Genomic DNA, 15,902 nt, shown 5'->3' on the forward strand with positions numbered 1-15,902 from the left:
CTAAATAGTTAACTGAACATAAGGGCGGTGAGCAGGAAGTCCGTGCCCAATACCGCCAAAGCGCCGCTGACGACCGTGCGTGTGGTCGCGCGAGAAACGCCTTCGGGGGTGGCCTTGGCATGCCAGCCCATATACAGCGCAATCAAGGTCACGATCAGGCCAAATACCAGGCTTTTGATCACGCCGTTGAGTACATCATCAATGACATCGACGCCGTTTTGCATTTGCGACCAGAAAGCGCCGGCATCAATGCCGATCATTTGTACGCCGACGATATAGCCACCCAGGATGCCGACCATGGAGAACACGGCGGCCAGAATGGGCATGGCGATAATGCCGCCCCAAAAGCGCGGCACCAGCAGGCGGCGCAAGGGATCTACCGCCATGACCTCCATGGCGGCAATCTGTTCACCAGCCTTCATCAGGCCGATTTCAGCGGTCAGCGACGTGCCGGCCCGGCCCGCAAACAGCAGGGCGGTGACAACCGGCCCCAGTTCGCGCACCAGGGACAGGGCGACCAGCAGGCCCAGAGCTTCTTCGGACCCATAGCGGTTCAGTGTGTAATAACCTTGCAAGCCCAGCACAAAACCCACGAACAGGCCGGAAACGGCAATGATCAGCAGCGAATAGTTGCCAATAAAGTGGATTTGCTGGGAAATCAGTCGCGGGCGACGCCACAACAGCGAGGAGCGGGCCAGCAAGGCCACAAACAGGCGGCTGAAGGCACCCAGGCCGTAAATGCTATTGCGGATGGCCGCGCCTAGCGCACTAATCGGGGCAGTAATGAAATTCATGAGCGCGTCGTCCGGTTCTGCAGCCAGGCTTCAAAAGCCGGGGTGACGGGGTAGTTAAAGGCGATAGGGCCGTCGGGTTCGCCACGCAGGAACTGTTGCACGTAGGGATCCTGGGAAGCGCGCAGCTCGGTGGGCGTACCTTGAGTCAGCAAACGTCCTTGACCAACAATATAGACTTGGTCGGCAATGGCAAAAGACTCGGCCACATCGTGCGTAATCAGTACCGAGGCGCAGTTCAGGCGGTCTGTCAGGTCGCGAATCAGTTGTGCGGTAATGCCCATGGAAATAGGGTCCAGACCGGCAAAGGGTTCGTCGTACAGAATCAGCTCGGGCTCCAGCACAATGGCCCGAGCCAGGGCAACCCGGCGAGCCATACCGCCAGAAATTTCATTGATGCCCAAATGGGCCGCAGCGCGCAGGCCAACGGCGTCCAACTTGTCCAGTACACGGTCCTCAATGGCCGCTTCGGAGTCGTTCGTCAGCTCTCGCAGAGGGAACGCCACGTTTTCAAATACGTTCAGGTCGGTAAACAGGGCGCCCTGCTGAAACAGCACGCCCATGCGTTGACGCGTCTGGCGTAGGGCCTCGCCGTCCAGCTTGGCCAAGTTCTGGCCAAAAACCGTAACAGTCCCTTTCTGCGCACGAATTTGTCCGGTAGCAGCACGCAGAAGTGTTGTTTTTCCGGAACCGGAACCCCCCATCATGGCGACGACCTGCCCTTTCTGGACGCTCATGGATACGTCCGCCAGCACGGTAAAGGCACCATAGCCCAGCGAAGCAGAATCCAGATTTAGTACGGCTTGGTCAGTATTTACAGCCATGTCGCGGGCAAAAGGGGTAAAAGGGGTAAAAGGACCTGCTATTGTACCGCTTGCAGCTCTGGCGGCTCAATGTCTTGCGCTTTCTGAAGGCGGGATCCTGACGTTTTCATGGTCCTTTTTGTGACCCTTGATACAGCCCCTTACTTCCGGTCGAGTTCAAGCGCCCAGTGGGCCTTTTTATGTGTCAAATTTGTTTTAGATAACAGGTTGTATCAAGGCGAACAGCAATCCGCCTCCTGCCAGCAGCCATAGGGGGTTGATGCGGCTAAGCAGCAAAATGGCCGTACAGGCCAATGCCGTCCCCCAGGCCCACAGTCCACCTTGAGCTGCCTTCAGAATTGTGCCGCTGGCCGCCAGAATCATCCCGGCGGCTATGGGCAGCAGCCCGATTTCGATGGCGCGGATGAGGCGTGTGCCTTCATAGCGTTTCCAGATCGTCGCCAGGTAATAGATCAATAGTGCGGAGGGCAGAAAAATGGCGATGGATGCGGCCAGGGCCCCGGCCCAGCCTGCGGCTTTCCAGCCGACCAGGGTGACCAGCAGGGACTTCGGGCCAGGTGTCAGGCGTGACAGGGCGAACAGATCCAGAAACTCCTGATTGCTGAGCCAGCCATGGATTTCCACCGACTGCCGGTGAATTTCCGGAATGATGCTTTGCCCGCCACCAATGGTCAGAAAGGACAGAGGCGCGAACACGCGCATGAGCTGGAGCAGCACCGTGATCATGATTGCTCCACCGCTTTATCCCCAAGCTGCAGCCAGGCGTACCAGACGGACAGTGGCGCACAGATCAGAATAACGGGGATCAGGCTCCATTCCATGACGAAAATGCCAACAAAAACCGCCAACATGATCGCAATTGGCACGATTCCGGTGGCTGCGCTGCGTGCCGAGCGTACGCCCATTTCAAGCGACAGGCCGATGGCTGCGGCGGCAATCCCGGCCATGACCTGAGGCACCAGGGTAGAGCCCGTCAGTTGTTCCAGACCAATCAGCATGAAAATGGCCAGGAGCAGCGGGGGGAGCACCATGCCCAGTGTGGCAACCAAAGCCCCCGGTCCGGCCAGCAGTCGGTAACCAATCCAGATAGAGAGATTCACCACATTGATGCCGGGCAGTGCCTGGGACAGAGCCAGGCCGCTAAGAAAGTCTGCCTGACTCATCAGGCGTCGCTGGACGACAAACTCACGCATTAACCAGCCACTCAAGCCCCCGCCAAAGCTGGTCAGGCCAATGCGGGCAAAGATCAGAAATAGAGCGCTCAGGGATAAAGGGGCAGCTTCTTGAGACCGGGTCATAGAGCAATGAAGGCGGATAGGGCTCGTCAAAAGTGGAAGTTTGAACATTCTGGCATACAAATTAAGCCGTTTTTGCCCTCTTGTGCGCTCGGGTAGGGGGCTGATCCTTCTTGTTGGAGCTGCGGCGGGGCCTTTATCGGCAAGAAAACGGCCGTGGGGCAGGGGTTGCTCAAATTTTTTTCTATCCCCAAGCGCTGCTTATTTGTTTGAAATATTTAAAGATAAAAATTAATTAAAGTGGGCGCAGAAATTAAATAAAAAATGAATTGAAATAAATAAGAAAAGAATTAAAAAAATAACTTGAAACCATGTGTGATGCCCGCTTGAGGGGACGGGTGCTTCCGGCGGCTAATGAAGGGTGTAATGAGCTTTTTATGGGTTCAATCTGTTGAAATAAAAGAGATTGAAACGATCGTTTGAATTTTTGGTGGCTTGTTGGAGAGGCTGATCAGCCCGATCCGGATCCAAACATGGACAGTTTCATGAAGATGGATTTGATCTATACCCATCTTTGATTGAAAATAAAAAAGACTTTATGGTCGTAAAAGCGGTTGTGCGTGTACGATTATTCGATTGCCTCGCATCGTAGAGCGTCCGTTTGGGACCTTATGCTGCGTGGGGTTTCAGTTTCCTGGAGACAAACCTATGACATCTAGTTCAGCCAGTGCAGTGACGGGCAGTGCCCGTACCTTGCGTCGGGTCGCCGTGTGCGGTGCCGGCGTCATGGGCGCGCAAATTGCCGCCCATTGCGTGAATGCAGGCATACCAGTAGTTCTGTTTGATCTGCCCGCCCGCGAGGGGCCCAAAAATGGCATCGCTATCCGTGCCATTGCCAATCTGCGCAAAATGAATCCTGCTCCCTTGGGTACGCCAGACCTGGCCGACCTGATCGAGCCCGCCAACTACGACGACAATCTGGACCGTCTGGCCGATTGCGATCTGGTGATCGAAGCCATTGCCGAGCGTCTGGACTGGAAACAGGACCTGTACCGCAAGATCGGGCCAGCACTGAACCCGAACGCCATCATCGCCAGCAACACGTCTGGCCTGTCCATCACTTCCCTGGCAAACGTTTTGCCTGAAGCGCTGCGCCCACGTTTTTGCGGCGTGCACTTTTTCAACCCACCACGCTACATGAGCCTGGTGGAGCTGATCCCCACGAAGTACACCCAGCCCGAGCTGCTGGATGTTCTGGAAACTTTCCTGGTATCGCAGCTGGGCAAAGGCGTGGTTCGTGCCAAAGATACCCCCAATTTCATCGGTAACCGCATCGGTGTTTTTGGCATTCTGTCCGTGTTTGAGCAGGCTCGCCGTTTCTCCCTGACTTACGAGCAGGTTGATGAATTGACGGGCACTCGTCTGGGGCGCGCCAAATCGGGTACTTACCGTACTGCTGACGTGGTTGGTCTGGACACGTTGGCACACGTGATCCGCACCATGCAGGATCAACTGCCCGATGACAGCTTCAAAGCACACTTTGGCCTGCCCCCAGAAGTGCAGGGCCTGATTGATGCAGGCGCATTGGGTCAGAAGACCGGCGCCGGTTTCTTCCGCAAGAAGGGCCGTGAAATCCAGCGTTTTGACGCTCAGCAGCGCGATTACGTGGCCGCTGACCAGAAAATCGATCCCGATGTCGCCGCCATTTTGGCCGTACGTGACCCGGCTGAGCGCCTGCGCCAGCTGCGTGAGTCCGACAAGCCTCAGGCTCAATTCGTGTGGGCGGTGCTGCGCGACACCTTCCACTACAGCGCGATTCATCTGCAAGACATTGCCGACAACGCACGTCAGCTGGACCTGGCCTTGAAATGGGGTTTTGGTCACAAGCAAGGCCCGTTCGAGATCTGGCAGGCTGCCGGATGGCGTCAGGTGGCCGAGTGGATCAACCAGGATATTCAAGACGGCAAGACATTAAGCAGCCAGCCGCTGCCAGACTGGGCGACTCGTGGTCCTGTGTGGGAAGCGCAAGGCGTACATACCGCTGCCGGTTCCTGGAATCCGTCGCAAAGCCGCTTTGAAGGCCGTAGCGATCTGCCTGTTTACCTGCGTCACATTGGCACGCCGTTGCTGGTGGGCGAGGTTGATTCTCTGGAAACCACTACGGTTTTCGAGGATGAATCGGTACGCTGCTGGACGCTGCCCGCACCGCACCCACAAGATGTGCTGATCGTGTCTTTCAAGACCAAGATGCACACGCTGAGTCCCGGTGTGGTCAATGGCATGTTCAAGGCAATTGAACTGGCCGAAGCCTCGTATCAGGCTCTGGTGGTGGCCCAGGATGGTGATCCATTCTCCGCAGGCGCTGACCTGAAAGCCATTTTGCCCGTGTTCGAGAAAGAAGGCGTGGCCGGTGTTGAGCCGGTAGAGCGCGCCATGCAGGACATGGTTCTGCGTATCCGTTACGCCCAAGTACCTGTGGTGGCTGCGGTTGCCGGTCTGGCTCTGGGTGGTGGTTGCGAACTGGCTGTGCATTGCGCGCACCGCGTCGCTCACTTCGAGTCCTACATTGGTCTGGTTGAAGTGGGTGTGGGTCTGGTTCCAGGCGCAGGTGGTCTGGCTTACTCGGCTCGTCGCTCGGCTGAACTGCAAGCCATGGGTGCACCTGATGCCCCGCTGCTGGCTTACCTGAAGCGCTTTGCTCTGGCGATCGCCAGCGCTCAGGTGTCGCGCTCCGCTCTGGACGCCCGTCAGCTTGGCTTCCTGAAAGAGTCCGACACCATCGTCATGAACCGTCAGGAACTGGTTTACGTGGCCGTTCGTCAGGCACAGGCTCTGGCCAGCGCCGGTTGGCGTGCTCCATTGCCACGTCGCTTCCCGGTTGCCGGCCGCGATGGCATCGCCACGCTGAAAGCGCAACTGGTGAACATGAAAGAAGGTGGTTTCATCTCGGAATATGACTTCCATATTGCCGAGAAGGTCGTAACCGTGATCTGCGGGGGCGATGTGGATCCAGGCTCGCTGGTGGATGAAGCATGGATGATGGCGCAAGAGCGGCAGGCTTTCCTGGAGCTGCTCAATTCCCCCAAGACCCAGGAACGTATTACTGGGATGTTGACCACTGGCAAGCCAGTGCGTAACTAGAGCGGATCAAGGAGTAGACATGACTGTACAACAAGCTTATATCGTCGCTGCCAAGCGTACGCCCATCGGAAAAGCGCCTCGCGGTGTGTTTTCGTCCTACCGCCCTGACGAGCTCTTGGCGGAAGCCATTCGCGGCATGCTGGCCGATGTACCGAAACTGGACCCTGCCGCCATTGAAGAAGTGGTAGCCGGTTGCGCCCTTCCTGAAGGCCCGCAAGGTTTTAACGTTGCGCGTATTTCTGCCTTGCTGGCAGGCCTGCCGCACACCGTGGCCGGGATGACCGTCAACCGTTTCTGCGCCTCGGGTTTGAGCGCCATTGCGATTGCTGCCGACCGTATCCGTACGGGCCAGGCAGACATCATCGTGGCGTCGGGCGTGGAGTCCATGAGCCAGGTGCCGGTAATGGGCGTGAACACCACGTTCAGCCCCGAGATTTTCGCCTCGGACGAGAACTACGGTATTGCCTATGGCATGGGGCTGACCGCTGAAGAAGTGGCGCGTCAGTGGAAAGTGTCCCGTGAAGATCAGGACGCGTTTGCCCTGGCTTCGCACCAGAAAGCCGTCAAGGCCTGGGAATCGGGCGAGTTCACGGGCGAAGTTCTGCCTGTGACGGTGACACGTCGGCAGCCGAACCTGAGCACTCAGGAAATTTCCGTCAAAACCCAAGTGGTTGATCGTGACGAAGGTCCACGTCCTGATACCAGCCTGGAAGTGCTGGGCAAGCTGCGTCCTGTGTTTGCTGCGCGTGGCTCGGTCACGGCCGGCAACAGCTCGCAGACGTCGGACGGGGCAGGTGCCTTGCTGGTTGTTTCCGAGCGTGCGTTGCGCGAGCACAATCTGACGCCGCTGGCCCGTTTTGTGACCTTCTCGGTCCGTGGCGTGCCTCCGCAGATCATGGGTATCGGTCCTAAAGAAGCCGTGCCTCATGCGCTGGCCTTGGCCGGCCTGAAGCAAGATCAGATGGACTGGATCGAGCTGAACGAAGCTTTTGCTGCTCAATCTCTGGCGGTGATTCGTGATCTGGGCCTGGACCCCGAGCTCGTCAACCCGCTGGGTGGCGCTATTGCCATGGGTCACCCGTTGGGTGCAACCGGTGCTATGCGTGCTGCCACTGTGGTTCATGCCTTGCAGCGTCGTCAGCTGAAATACGGCATGCTGACCATGTGTATCGGTACAGGCATGGGCGCTGCCGGGATTTTCGAGCGTACATAATTTCCGATCTGCTGCTGTTTCTATCGTTGCTGGACAAAGCCGCCTTCGGGCGGCTTTTTTATTGGCTCTCCCTTGTATCGGTGGGTAATAGCGCAATACGTGTAAGCAAATTTGCTTAAAACCCGCTAAATGTCAAAAAAGTAAAGTTTTGTTGTTGTCATAGAGTAGACATGGGCTCGCGCCATAGTCCTTTTCATTGTGTTGAACAGCTCACACGGAGGATGTATGGGATTGCCCTCGCGCATGGTGTCCAGCCTGCACGTTCCCCCCTTGTTCTGGCAAGGACAGGTCAAGGCCCGTCTGGAGTCGGGACAGCTTGAGGTCGACTGCGGCGAGCGCTGCTGGATTGTGCCGCAGGCCGTCAGTTGCCTGGTGCAGCCGCAAGTGGGCGACAAGGTCTGGGTAGGCGGTGCCGATGGTGAGCAGGCCTATGTGTTCGCCGTGCTGGAGCGGCCCCAGGGCGGGGCTTTGCATCTGATCGCCGAGCAAGGCTTGCATGTGCAGGCTGCACAGGGTGGGGTGCATATCCAGTCCGAGGCAGACCTGACTTTGCAGGCTGGTGGCCATTTGCGCCAGTCCGGCCGGGAAATGAGCCTGACGGCGGGCACATTGCGGATCTTGTCGCGGGTTCAGGAAACCGTGGCGGATCGCCTGTCCCAAGTGTGCAATCACGTATTTCGTCTGACTGAAAAAGAGGAGCGTTGGCGTGGGGGCCGCATGGATGTGCAGGCCCAGCATCAAATGCGTTTGCATGCCCGCCATACCTTGATGACCGCTCGCGAGCTGGTCAAAGTCGACGCTGACCAAATCCATATGGGGTAAGCATGCTGACAGAACGTCTTGTACAAGTGCATAGCCCGTTGGGGCCGGAAGTCTTGCTGTTTCAGGCCCTGCAGGGTCGAGAAGCCTTGTCCCAGCCCTTTGAATTGCAAGTGGACGTGGTCTGCAATACTCCCTTGCTGGATTTGCGCAGCTTGCTGGGCGAGTCCCTGAGCCTGGAAATCAAAACACCTTTTGCGGTGCCACGTTTTCTGGATGGCCGCATCAGTGCGTTTCGCCTGATGGGTAAAACCGGCCGCAGCGACCGCTTCTACACCTACAGGGCCACCTTGCGCCCCTGGCTCTGGTTCTTGAGCCAGAACATGGACAGCCGGATCTTTCAGGAAAAGACCGTGCCCGAGGTCTTACAGGATGTGCTGGGCCGTTATCCCTTTGCCTGGGAGTCGCGCCTGACGCAGGACTACCCGCGCCAAACCTATTGCGTCCAGTATCAGGAAAGCGACTTTCAGTTCGTGAGCCGCTTGATGGAGCGCGAGGGGATTTACTACTGGTTCGAGCATCGCAATGGCGCCCATACCCTGGTGATGGCTGATGATGCCGGTCAACACGCGGCTGCACCCTGGTTGTCTGAGCTGCCCTTTGTTTCCCCCGACCGGGTGGCGCATCCTGATGTCGAGCACATTCACGCCTGGCATCCGTATGAGCAAGTCACTCCGGGCCGCTATGCGACAGCTGACTACGACTATTGCAAGCCGGGAGCCAGCCTGGACGCTACACGCAGCAACCCGGCTGAACACGCCTTGGGTGATCTGGAAGTCTACGAATGGGCCGGTGGTTATACCGAGCCTCAACACGGCGAGCATTACTCCCGCTTGCGGCTGGAAGCCTTGCAGGCGGTACGCAGTCAGGCACAGGCCCAGACCAATGCACGCGGTGTCGCGCCGGGTTATTTGCTGTCTGTGCGCAATCATCCACGCCCCGAGGACAACCGTGACTATCTGGTGACCCAGGTCGATTACGACTTTCTGGATGTAGGCCATACCGGCGAGAGCGGCATGGCCAGCCATTACTTCATTGATTTTCTGGTGATCCCGTCCAGCCAGCCCTATCGCCCTTTGCGACGCACACCTATTCCGCGTACCTACGGCCCGCAAACCGCCAAGGTGGTGGGCAAGAGCGGCGAGCAGCTGTGGACTGATCAATATGGCCGTATCAAGGTTCAGTTCCTGTGGGATCGTTACGGGCAGGCTAATGAAAACAGCTCCTGCTGGCTGCGCGTTTCCAGCCCGTGGGCAGGTGGCGGCTTTGGTGGCATTCAGCTGCCCCGAGTGGGCGACGAAGTGATTGTGGACTTTCTGGGGGGCGACCCAGACCGGCCCATTGCTGTTGGCCGCGTGTATAACGCCAGCAATATGCCGCCCTGGAACCTGCCGGACAATGCCACGCAAAGCGGCTTTTTAAGTCGCTCCAAGGACGGCGACCCAAGCAACGCCAACGCCTTCATGTTCGAGGACAGAGCCGGGCAGGAGCGCATCTGGCTGCATGCCGAGCGCAATCTGGACACGGAAGTCGAGGGTGACGAAACCCATACCGTCGACGGTAACCGGACTACTGTGGTCACAGGCCACGATACCTTGAGCGTCATGGCAACCCGCACGACAACGGTGCAGGATCTGGAAACCGAGACCTTCAATAGCGGGGTCGTACGAACAGTCATCGGGGACCTGGTTGAAACCATAGAAGGTGAGCAGACCCGAACCCACACCGGCGATGTGACGCGCACCGTGACGGGCAATGTCACCGATACGCTGACGGGCGATCTGACCCGAACCATCACGGGTGATGTCACCCATACCGTCACCGGCGAGGTCACGGATTTAATTACCGGCACCCGCGACTCCACCCAAACCGGTGACTACGCCCGCACGATTACTGGCGCGGTGGACTACACCGTGACCGGGGATGTCAAAGAAACCGTTACGGGTGATGTGGATCTGACCACTACCGGCAATGTCACCGACACCCTGACCGGCAATCTGACCAAAAGCATTTCCGGGCCCGTGGACATCACCGCCTCAACAGGCGTGAATATCACCACGCCCAGTTGGAAGGTGAATGTCACGGGTATTGAAAAGTGGTGGATCCCGCATACCGAGAAGGTGACGGGCTTTCGCCTGAACGGCACGATTTCCTCTCTGGATGCCTGGGGTATCCGGGCACAGGGCTATCTGGTCAATTTTCAGGCTGCCGTCATGAAGATGGACCACTCGGCCTTCAAGGACGAGAAAGCCTACGCCGCCATCAAGACCAGTGCGGTGTACCTGGGCAAGCAGGCAGTGCGCGTCGGCAGTTCGGCGCTGCGTTTGGCCAAGTCCGGCTTGCACATCTTTTTTTAAGGACGTCCACGACGATGTTGGGACAGATTATGTGGATGGCTTTCAGCGCCTTGATGGGGGCCATCATGATTTCGATTGGTGTTGCCCTGGAATGGCGAGATTGGCTGCCTTATCTGGTCATCTTGCCCATGCTGATCGCAGTGGGTGGCTTTGTGGCCGGATACAGAGGCTTTATTCGTTACTGGCGTGCCCGTCCTGAAGAGCTCTTGTATCAGCGTCTGCATCGTGCTGAAGTCGTTCCCCAACAGGCAATGATCGTCTCTCAGGATGAGCTGCTGCCAGAAGTCTTCAAGTCTGCTTATCCGCTGGTGCGCCTGGGCCTGGACGTGGATGGTCAGAAAACCCATGTGGATGTGCTGGTACAGCCCGAACTGAACAAGCGATTCAAACCGGGTAATTGGGTCAGCGTACTGTGCGATCCGGCCAATGCTCAGCTGTGCGCTCTGAACCGCGAACAGGTGACCTTGCAGCTGAAACCCGCCGCCAACTCCTATGGGGATTGATTGATGGTGGCGCTGGTTTTGCAGTTGATCGGGGATGACCCACACGCTGGTCCGGTGCAGTCAGGCAGGACCCTTGCTCCAAGCCAGTCCTGCTCGTGCTCTCCCAAAGGACAAATTTCATGCGCATCGTAAAACCCTTGCGCTTGGGTATTCTGGCGCGCCCCTGGAGCTGGCGCGGACAACATGCGCTAAGCGTGTCGGTACAGGCCTGGTGCTCCATGGATGCCCCGCATGTCTTGAGCACCGATGCACGCATGTGGCAAAGCGTATCCGACCTGATGCAGGACGATGATGTGCTGGATCTGGCCTTGCCCAAACCTTGTGCAGAGTTTCTGGTGTCTGGCCATGCCTGCGCTCCGGGTGGTGAGCCGGTATCTCAACTGGCTGTACAAGCGCGTGTTGGCCCGATAGAAAAGCAGTTGGCTGTATTTGGGCAACGTCAGTGGCGGCAAGGCAGACCGGGCGAGGCAGAGCCTTTTACCCGCGTGCCTTTGGATGGCAGCCGTAGCTGGGGCGGGGCAGAGTATCCCGATAATCCCGCCGGCATGGGAATGGAAGCAGCCAGTCCTGGCGAGCCGCTTTGCTTGCCACAGGTAGAGCCTTGGGAAGGGCGTTTGCACCGTTCTGGTCAGCAGGGCCGTCCAGCGGGTTTGGGGCCTGTATCGCCTTTGCGACCACGCCGCTTTCGTTTGGCGGGCCGTTATGAGCCTGCCTGGCAGCAAGGCGATCCCGGCATGATGCTGGACAGTCTGGACCCACATTTTTTCAATGCTGCTGAACCGGACCAATGGTGGCGTGAGCAAAGTCACTGGCCCGCAGACAGTTCTTGGGAACTGCACCATCTGCACGCTCAGCGACCACGGTGGAGTGGCAGCTTGCCGCAGTGGGAGGCGATCTGCTGGTATCAGGATCGTCGTCTACCCGGCCTGCAAAAGCTGGAGCTGCGGCACACCACCGTTTGGTTCTTCCCTGACTTGGGCCACATGCTCTTGCTTTACCAAGGAAGCGTGCCGGTTCAGGACGCGCAAGCGCAAGATGTGAGCTTATTAATGCCAGCCCTGGAACCCGTGGGGCAACCGCGTGGTCAGGATCATTACGAGCAAGTGCTGCGCTTGCGTAGCGAAGGCGATCAGGCCGGGTTATTTGCCTTGCGCGACCAGGATTTGCTACCCGCTGACTGCTGTGCGCCTTTGGATAATTTTCAGACTAGTTCAGACGACCCCTTGTCCTTGACCATGCGGATGCGCCTGGAGCGATGGGCGCAGGACGCGGCACACGAACACCCGGCTTGGCAAAACGAGTTGTTTTCCCTGGCGCAGGTCGGGCCTCCCAAGCCCATGGACGTGGACCGGACGGATTGGGTGCAGGAAGTGCGCCAAGCCAATCGCCAGCAATGGGAGGCGCGCCAGCAGATGGAGGAGGGCATGGCGAAAGTGCAGGATTTGCAGCGTGAATCCCCCTTTCAGAATCAGGCCAGCACTCGTGTGACGGCTCGTGATACGCAGCGCATGTTGTGCGAGCTGGATGCCACAGCCAGCGATCAAGCCCCTGTGTCGGGCTTGTTGTCCAAACCCATGGAAGAGGCCAGACGCGCGATGCAAACCTATGCCCCTGCGTCGCCTGCTGCGTCCGATCTGCGTCAGCAGCGGCTGCGCAGGCGCGTGGAATTGATTCTGGCCGGAACTCGCAATTTATCTGGTCTGGATTTGAGCGGTCTGCATTTGCAGGACTTCGATTTTTCCGGGGTGCGCTGCGTCGGCACCAATTTTAACGACGCGGTTCTACACCAAGGCACGTTTGCAGGAGCAGACTGTTCTGGGGCCACTTTTTTGCGGGCGCGACTGGAGCAGATTCAGTTCGATCAGTCCCAATTGGACGATGTGGATTTCAGTGCGGCTGTGCTGCAATCTGTACAGTTTCGCCAGGTACAGGCTGCTCGCTGGCAGCCGCGCGAGTCCAGTTGGCAGGATGTCTTGTTTCAGCAGTCCCATTTGCAGGAACAGGAGTGGCTGGATGTGGACCTGCTGCGCTGCACCTTTGAGGCCTCACACTTGCAGGGTGTGCAGTATTTGATGCGCTCGCGCTTGTCTGAATTGTCTTATCTGGATTGCCAGTTGCAGCAATGCGCCTGGCTGGATTGTGATCTGCGGAGTTTGTCCTTGAAGGGCTCCAGCCTGGAGGACTCGTCCTGGCTGCTGGGCCTGTTGGACGGTGTCGTCGACTGCCGTGATAGCACCTGGCGTCAAAGTGTGGTGTCCGGTTTGGCCATGCCAGGGTCAAATTGGCGCGGTGCCCGCCTGGAAGAAAGCAATTTGCGTGGGCTGGATTTGTCGCAATCCTGCTTTGAACAGGCCCAGCTGATTCGCTGTGATTTAACCGGTGCCAATCTTCAGGGTTCGCAGTGGACGCAGGCCCGCCTGAGTGATTGCATTCTGATTGAGACCGACTTTAGCCTGGCCACCTTGAACAAGGTGGACATGAGCAATAGCCTGGCCGGGGGCGCGAATGTTCAGGGCACGATGCTGGATACCGTGAACTTCTTCCGTGCTGACTTGATGGGTTTGCAAACGGATGCACGTACCCGCAGCCGCAATCTGTATTTGCGCACGGCACGTCGCGACCCGGCCGGGGGACAAGCCTGATGGACGCCCATGCTTTGCGTTTGCGTATTCGGCAAGGTGAGCCTTTGCTGGGGCTGGATTTCAGAGATCTGTACTTGCCACCGGGCGATTATTCAGGGGCGGTGTTCATCTCTTGCCGTCTGCCGCGTGTGCAAGCCTTGGGCGTCAATCTGGCGGGTAGCCGCTTCCATCAATGTGACTTGAGCGGGGCGGTACTGGACGCCAGTGTGCTGGATGGCTGTGTCTTCATGGAGTGCGTGCTTACCGACCTGTCCTGCAAGCATGTCCAGGTCAGTGAGGTCATGTGGCAAGACTGTGATTTGCAGGGAGCCATTTGGCAGGGTGGTGCATGGAGCGACACCCATTGGGCGCAATGCGTTTTGCAGGCGGGAAACTTCGACCAAGCCCTTTTGCAGCGCTGTACTTGGACGGGCTGCCGCGCAGGGGATTTGTCCTTGCAGTCGGCCCGGTTGGAGGACGTGGTGGTCATCGACATGGATTGGCGTGGCAGTGTGTTGGCTGGAAGCCGCTGGAACAGAGTGACGGCCAAAGCCTGCAATTTCCATGGCATGAACCTGTCCGGGCTGGATTTCAGCGGCAGTGTCTTGATGGAGTCCGACTTTACTCAGGCGGACCTGAGCCACGCCCGTCTGTGCGGCACAAACTTCAAGTCTGCCACCCTGAATCAGGCTGTGCTTAACAAGGTGCAAGCCAGCCAGGCTTTGTTTGTCCAGGCGCAGGCTCAAGGGATGCAGATTCGGGAGGCGAATCTGACCCAAAGCCTGTGGGCTCAAGCCCATGCCCCCGAGGCAGATTTTCGGGCTTCCTTCTTGCAGCAAGCCTACTTCGCGCAAGCGGTGCTGGAGCAGGCCCGTTTCGAGTATAGCCAGCTGCGTTATGCGGATTTCTCGTATGCAGATTGCCGCCGTGCCCGTTGGGATGGCGCGCATTTTGAACGCACCCAGTTTCATCGCTGTCTGCTGGACAAGGCCGGGCAAGAACAGGCCGCAGGCTGCCTGCCCAACGACCCAGCTTTGCACGAGTCTGAAAGCTGGACGGCGCGCCACATGAATCTTGAATAAGGAGCCCTGATGTTTGCCAATTGCCAGCGGGGCGGCATGGACATTGCCTTTCCCGATATCTGCAAGACACCACCGGCTCTGTTGCCGATCCCTTACCCGAATTTTGCGACGGGCCTGATGGGTATTCCCAATGCCTGGAACATCCTGTTGCAGGGTGGGCCTGCCCATAACTTGCTCACAACGATACCCTTGAGTAATGGTGACAATCCGGGTGTGGCTTTGGGCTTGATCTCGCAAACCGTGATGTCGCGTTCGCGCTCCATTACCTGTGTGCCTAATGTGCTGTGGAAGGGAATCCCGGCGACCCGTCTGACTAGCTTGAGCATGCAGAACACGGTGAATACGGTGGGCATGCGGGTAGTGCCCAGCCAGTTCAAAGTGCTGTTGCTAGGTGGCGGTGGTGCCGGGGGCGGCGCCGGTAAAGGCGGCAAGGGTGTGTCGGGCAGTGGGCCGGATGCGGCACGCAAGGCAGCGGCACGCGAAGCCAAGCGGGCACAGCTGAAACGCAACCGGCGTCGGGGTGCACAGCGCGAGCGTGAGGTTGAGGCCGAGCTGAAGCAGGAAGGCCACGAGGTCATGGGCACGCAGGTGTCTGCAAAAACCCCATTGACCCGCCGTGTGATCGATATACTGATCAAGGACAAGAACACGGGCAAAATCCGGGCGGTCGAAGTCAAGAGCGGGGGAGCGCGCCGCTCCGCAACCCAGAAGGCCAAGGACAAGGCGATGGAGAACAAGGGTGCAGAGTTGATTGGCAAGAATGCACCCAAGCAGCCACTCCCCAAGAACATACGCATACCTACGGAGGTTCGACATTGAAAACGCACACTGATCCCGTTAAATATGACGCTGTGGACTGGCATGTAGGCGGGGAGTACCCCTCTGACCTGGGCCCGCAAGGCGGTCGTACACACATAGGCATGTATCTGGCCTGGCTGGTGGAAAAAGGTCTGCTGGCCAATGCGTTCATGGATCGCTACCCCAACGAGGTTCGCCAGTGCCGTGATCACATGCTCAAAGGTTCACAATTGCTGCAAGAGTGTTGCGACGATGTGCTGGTCAGCGAAGATATGTCCGAGCTGGGCAAGGCCTTCAGCGATTTTTATTACGACGAGCTGTATCTGGATGATTACGTGGATACGCTGGACGACGAGGTTCTGCCTTCCATTTATCACGTGCCTGACGATTGGGACAGCTACGAAACCTTGCGGCCGGTTCTGGAGCGACGCTACCAGCACTGGCGACAGGAGCAGGGCCTGGACGACTAGCCTCTGACCGATCTGTTTTCTTCTTTTGAAAAGCGCTGCCTGTGGGCG

Annotated in this window: 13 protein-coding genes; 9 read left to right on the forward strand and 4 right to left on the reverse strand. The window is 58.0% G+C overall.

Annotated elements, in window-relative coordinates:
- Positions 1-8: 8 nt before the first annotated feature.
- From mlaE to Q9R35_RS10750, 4 genes are all read right to left on the reverse strand, one after another.
- A complete protein-coding gene (mlaE, locus tag Q9R35_RS10735; RefSeq protein ID WP_042485749.1) occupies positions 9-794 on the reverse strand; it encodes a lipid asymmetry maintenance ABC transporter permease subunit MlaE in 786 nt (261 codons plus the stop codon).
- A complete protein-coding gene (locus Q9R35_RS10740; RefSeq protein ID WP_081251494.1) occupies positions 791-1,615 on the reverse strand; it encodes an ABC transporter ATP-binding protein in 825 nt (274 codons plus the stop codon). Before Q9R35_RS10740 ends, mlaE begins: the two co-directional genes overlap by 4 nt.
- 195 nt (positions 1,616-1,810) lie before the next feature.
- The gene (locus tag Q9R35_RS10745; RefSeq protein ID WP_042485755.1) at positions 1,811-2,341 is read right to left on the reverse strand and encodes a chromate transporter; all 531 of its coding nucleotides are present in this window, start codon (positions 2,339-2,341) and stop codon (positions 1,811-1,813) included.
- A complete protein-coding gene (locus tag Q9R35_RS10750) occupies positions 2,338-2,913 on the reverse strand; it encodes a chromate transporter (protein ID WP_026483647.1) in 576 nt (191 codons plus the stop codon). Before Q9R35_RS10750 ends, Q9R35_RS10745 begins: the two co-directional genes overlap by 4 nt.
- Before the next feature lie 723 nt (positions 2,914-3,636).
- Between Q9R35_RS10750 and Q9R35_RS10755 the strand changes: the two genes are divergently transcribed.
- The 9 genes from Q9R35_RS10755 to Q9R35_RS10795 all read left to right on the forward strand — a co-directional run bounded on the left by Q9R35_RS10755 (position 3,637) and on the right by Q9R35_RS10795 (position 15,854).
- Positions 3,637-5,991, forward strand: coding sequence for a 3-hydroxyacyl-CoA dehydrogenase NAD-binding domain-containing protein (locus tag Q9R35_RS10755; RefSeq protein ID WP_311219920.1), 2,355 nt, complete (start codon positions 3,637-3,639; stop codon positions 5,989-5,991).
- A gap of 19 nt (positions 5,992-6,010) precedes the next feature.
- Entirely contained in the window at positions 6,011-7,204 is a 1,194-nt protein-coding gene (locus Q9R35_RS10760; RefSeq protein ID WP_311219826.1) for an acetyl-CoA C-acyltransferase, read from the forward strand.
- A gap of 225 nt (positions 7,205-7,429) precedes the next feature.
- Positions 7,430-8,026: a DUF3540 domain-containing protein gene (locus Q9R35_RS10765; protein ID WP_042485759.1), complete on the forward strand. Its 597-nt coding sequence runs from the start codon at positions 7,430-7,432 to the stop codon at positions 8,024-8,026.
- A 2-nt stretch (positions 8,027-8,028) separates the two neighbouring features.
- A complete protein-coding gene (locus Q9R35_RS10770) occupies positions 8,029-10,380 on the forward strand; it encodes a type VI secretion system Vgr family protein (RefSeq protein WP_042485763.1) in 2,352 nt (783 codons plus the stop codon).
- A 14-nt stretch (positions 10,381-10,394) separates the two neighbouring features.
- Positions 10,395-10,883: a hypothetical protein gene (locus Q9R35_RS10775; RefSeq protein WP_125301953.1), complete on the forward strand. Its 489-nt coding sequence runs from the start codon at positions 10,395-10,397 to the stop codon at positions 10,881-10,883.
- A 119-nt stretch (positions 10,884-11,002) separates the two neighbouring features.
- Positions 11,003-13,525: a DUF2169 domain-containing protein gene (locus tag Q9R35_RS10780; RefSeq protein ID WP_311219827.1), complete on the forward strand. Its 2,523-nt coding sequence runs from the start codon at positions 11,003-11,005 to the stop codon at positions 13,523-13,525.
- Entirely contained in the window at positions 13,525-14,586 is a 1,062-nt protein-coding gene (locus Q9R35_RS10785; protein ID WP_311219828.1) for a pentapeptide repeat-containing protein, read from the forward strand. The genes Q9R35_RS10780 and Q9R35_RS10785 overlap by 1 nt, the downstream gene beginning before the upstream one ends.
- Before the next feature lie 9 nt (positions 14,587-14,595).
- Entirely contained in the window at positions 14,596-15,405 is an 810-nt protein-coding gene (locus Q9R35_RS10790; RefSeq protein WP_045929476.1) for a DUF4150 domain-containing protein, read from the forward strand.
- On the forward strand, positions 15,402-15,854 hold the full coding sequence (locus Q9R35_RS10795; RefSeq protein WP_311219829.1) for a hypothetical protein: 453 nt from the start codon (positions 15,402-15,404) through the stop codon (positions 15,852-15,854). The genes Q9R35_RS10790 and Q9R35_RS10795 overlap by 4 nt, the downstream gene beginning before the upstream one ends.
- The last annotated feature ends 48 nt before the right edge of the window (positions 15,855-15,902 follow it).

Origin of the sequence: Alcaligenes sp. AB3 (assembly GCF_031844565.1) — a bacterium.
Lineage (GTDB): Bacteria > Pseudomonadota > Gammaproteobacteria > Burkholderiales > Burkholderiaceae_B > Alcaligenes > Alcaligenes faecalis.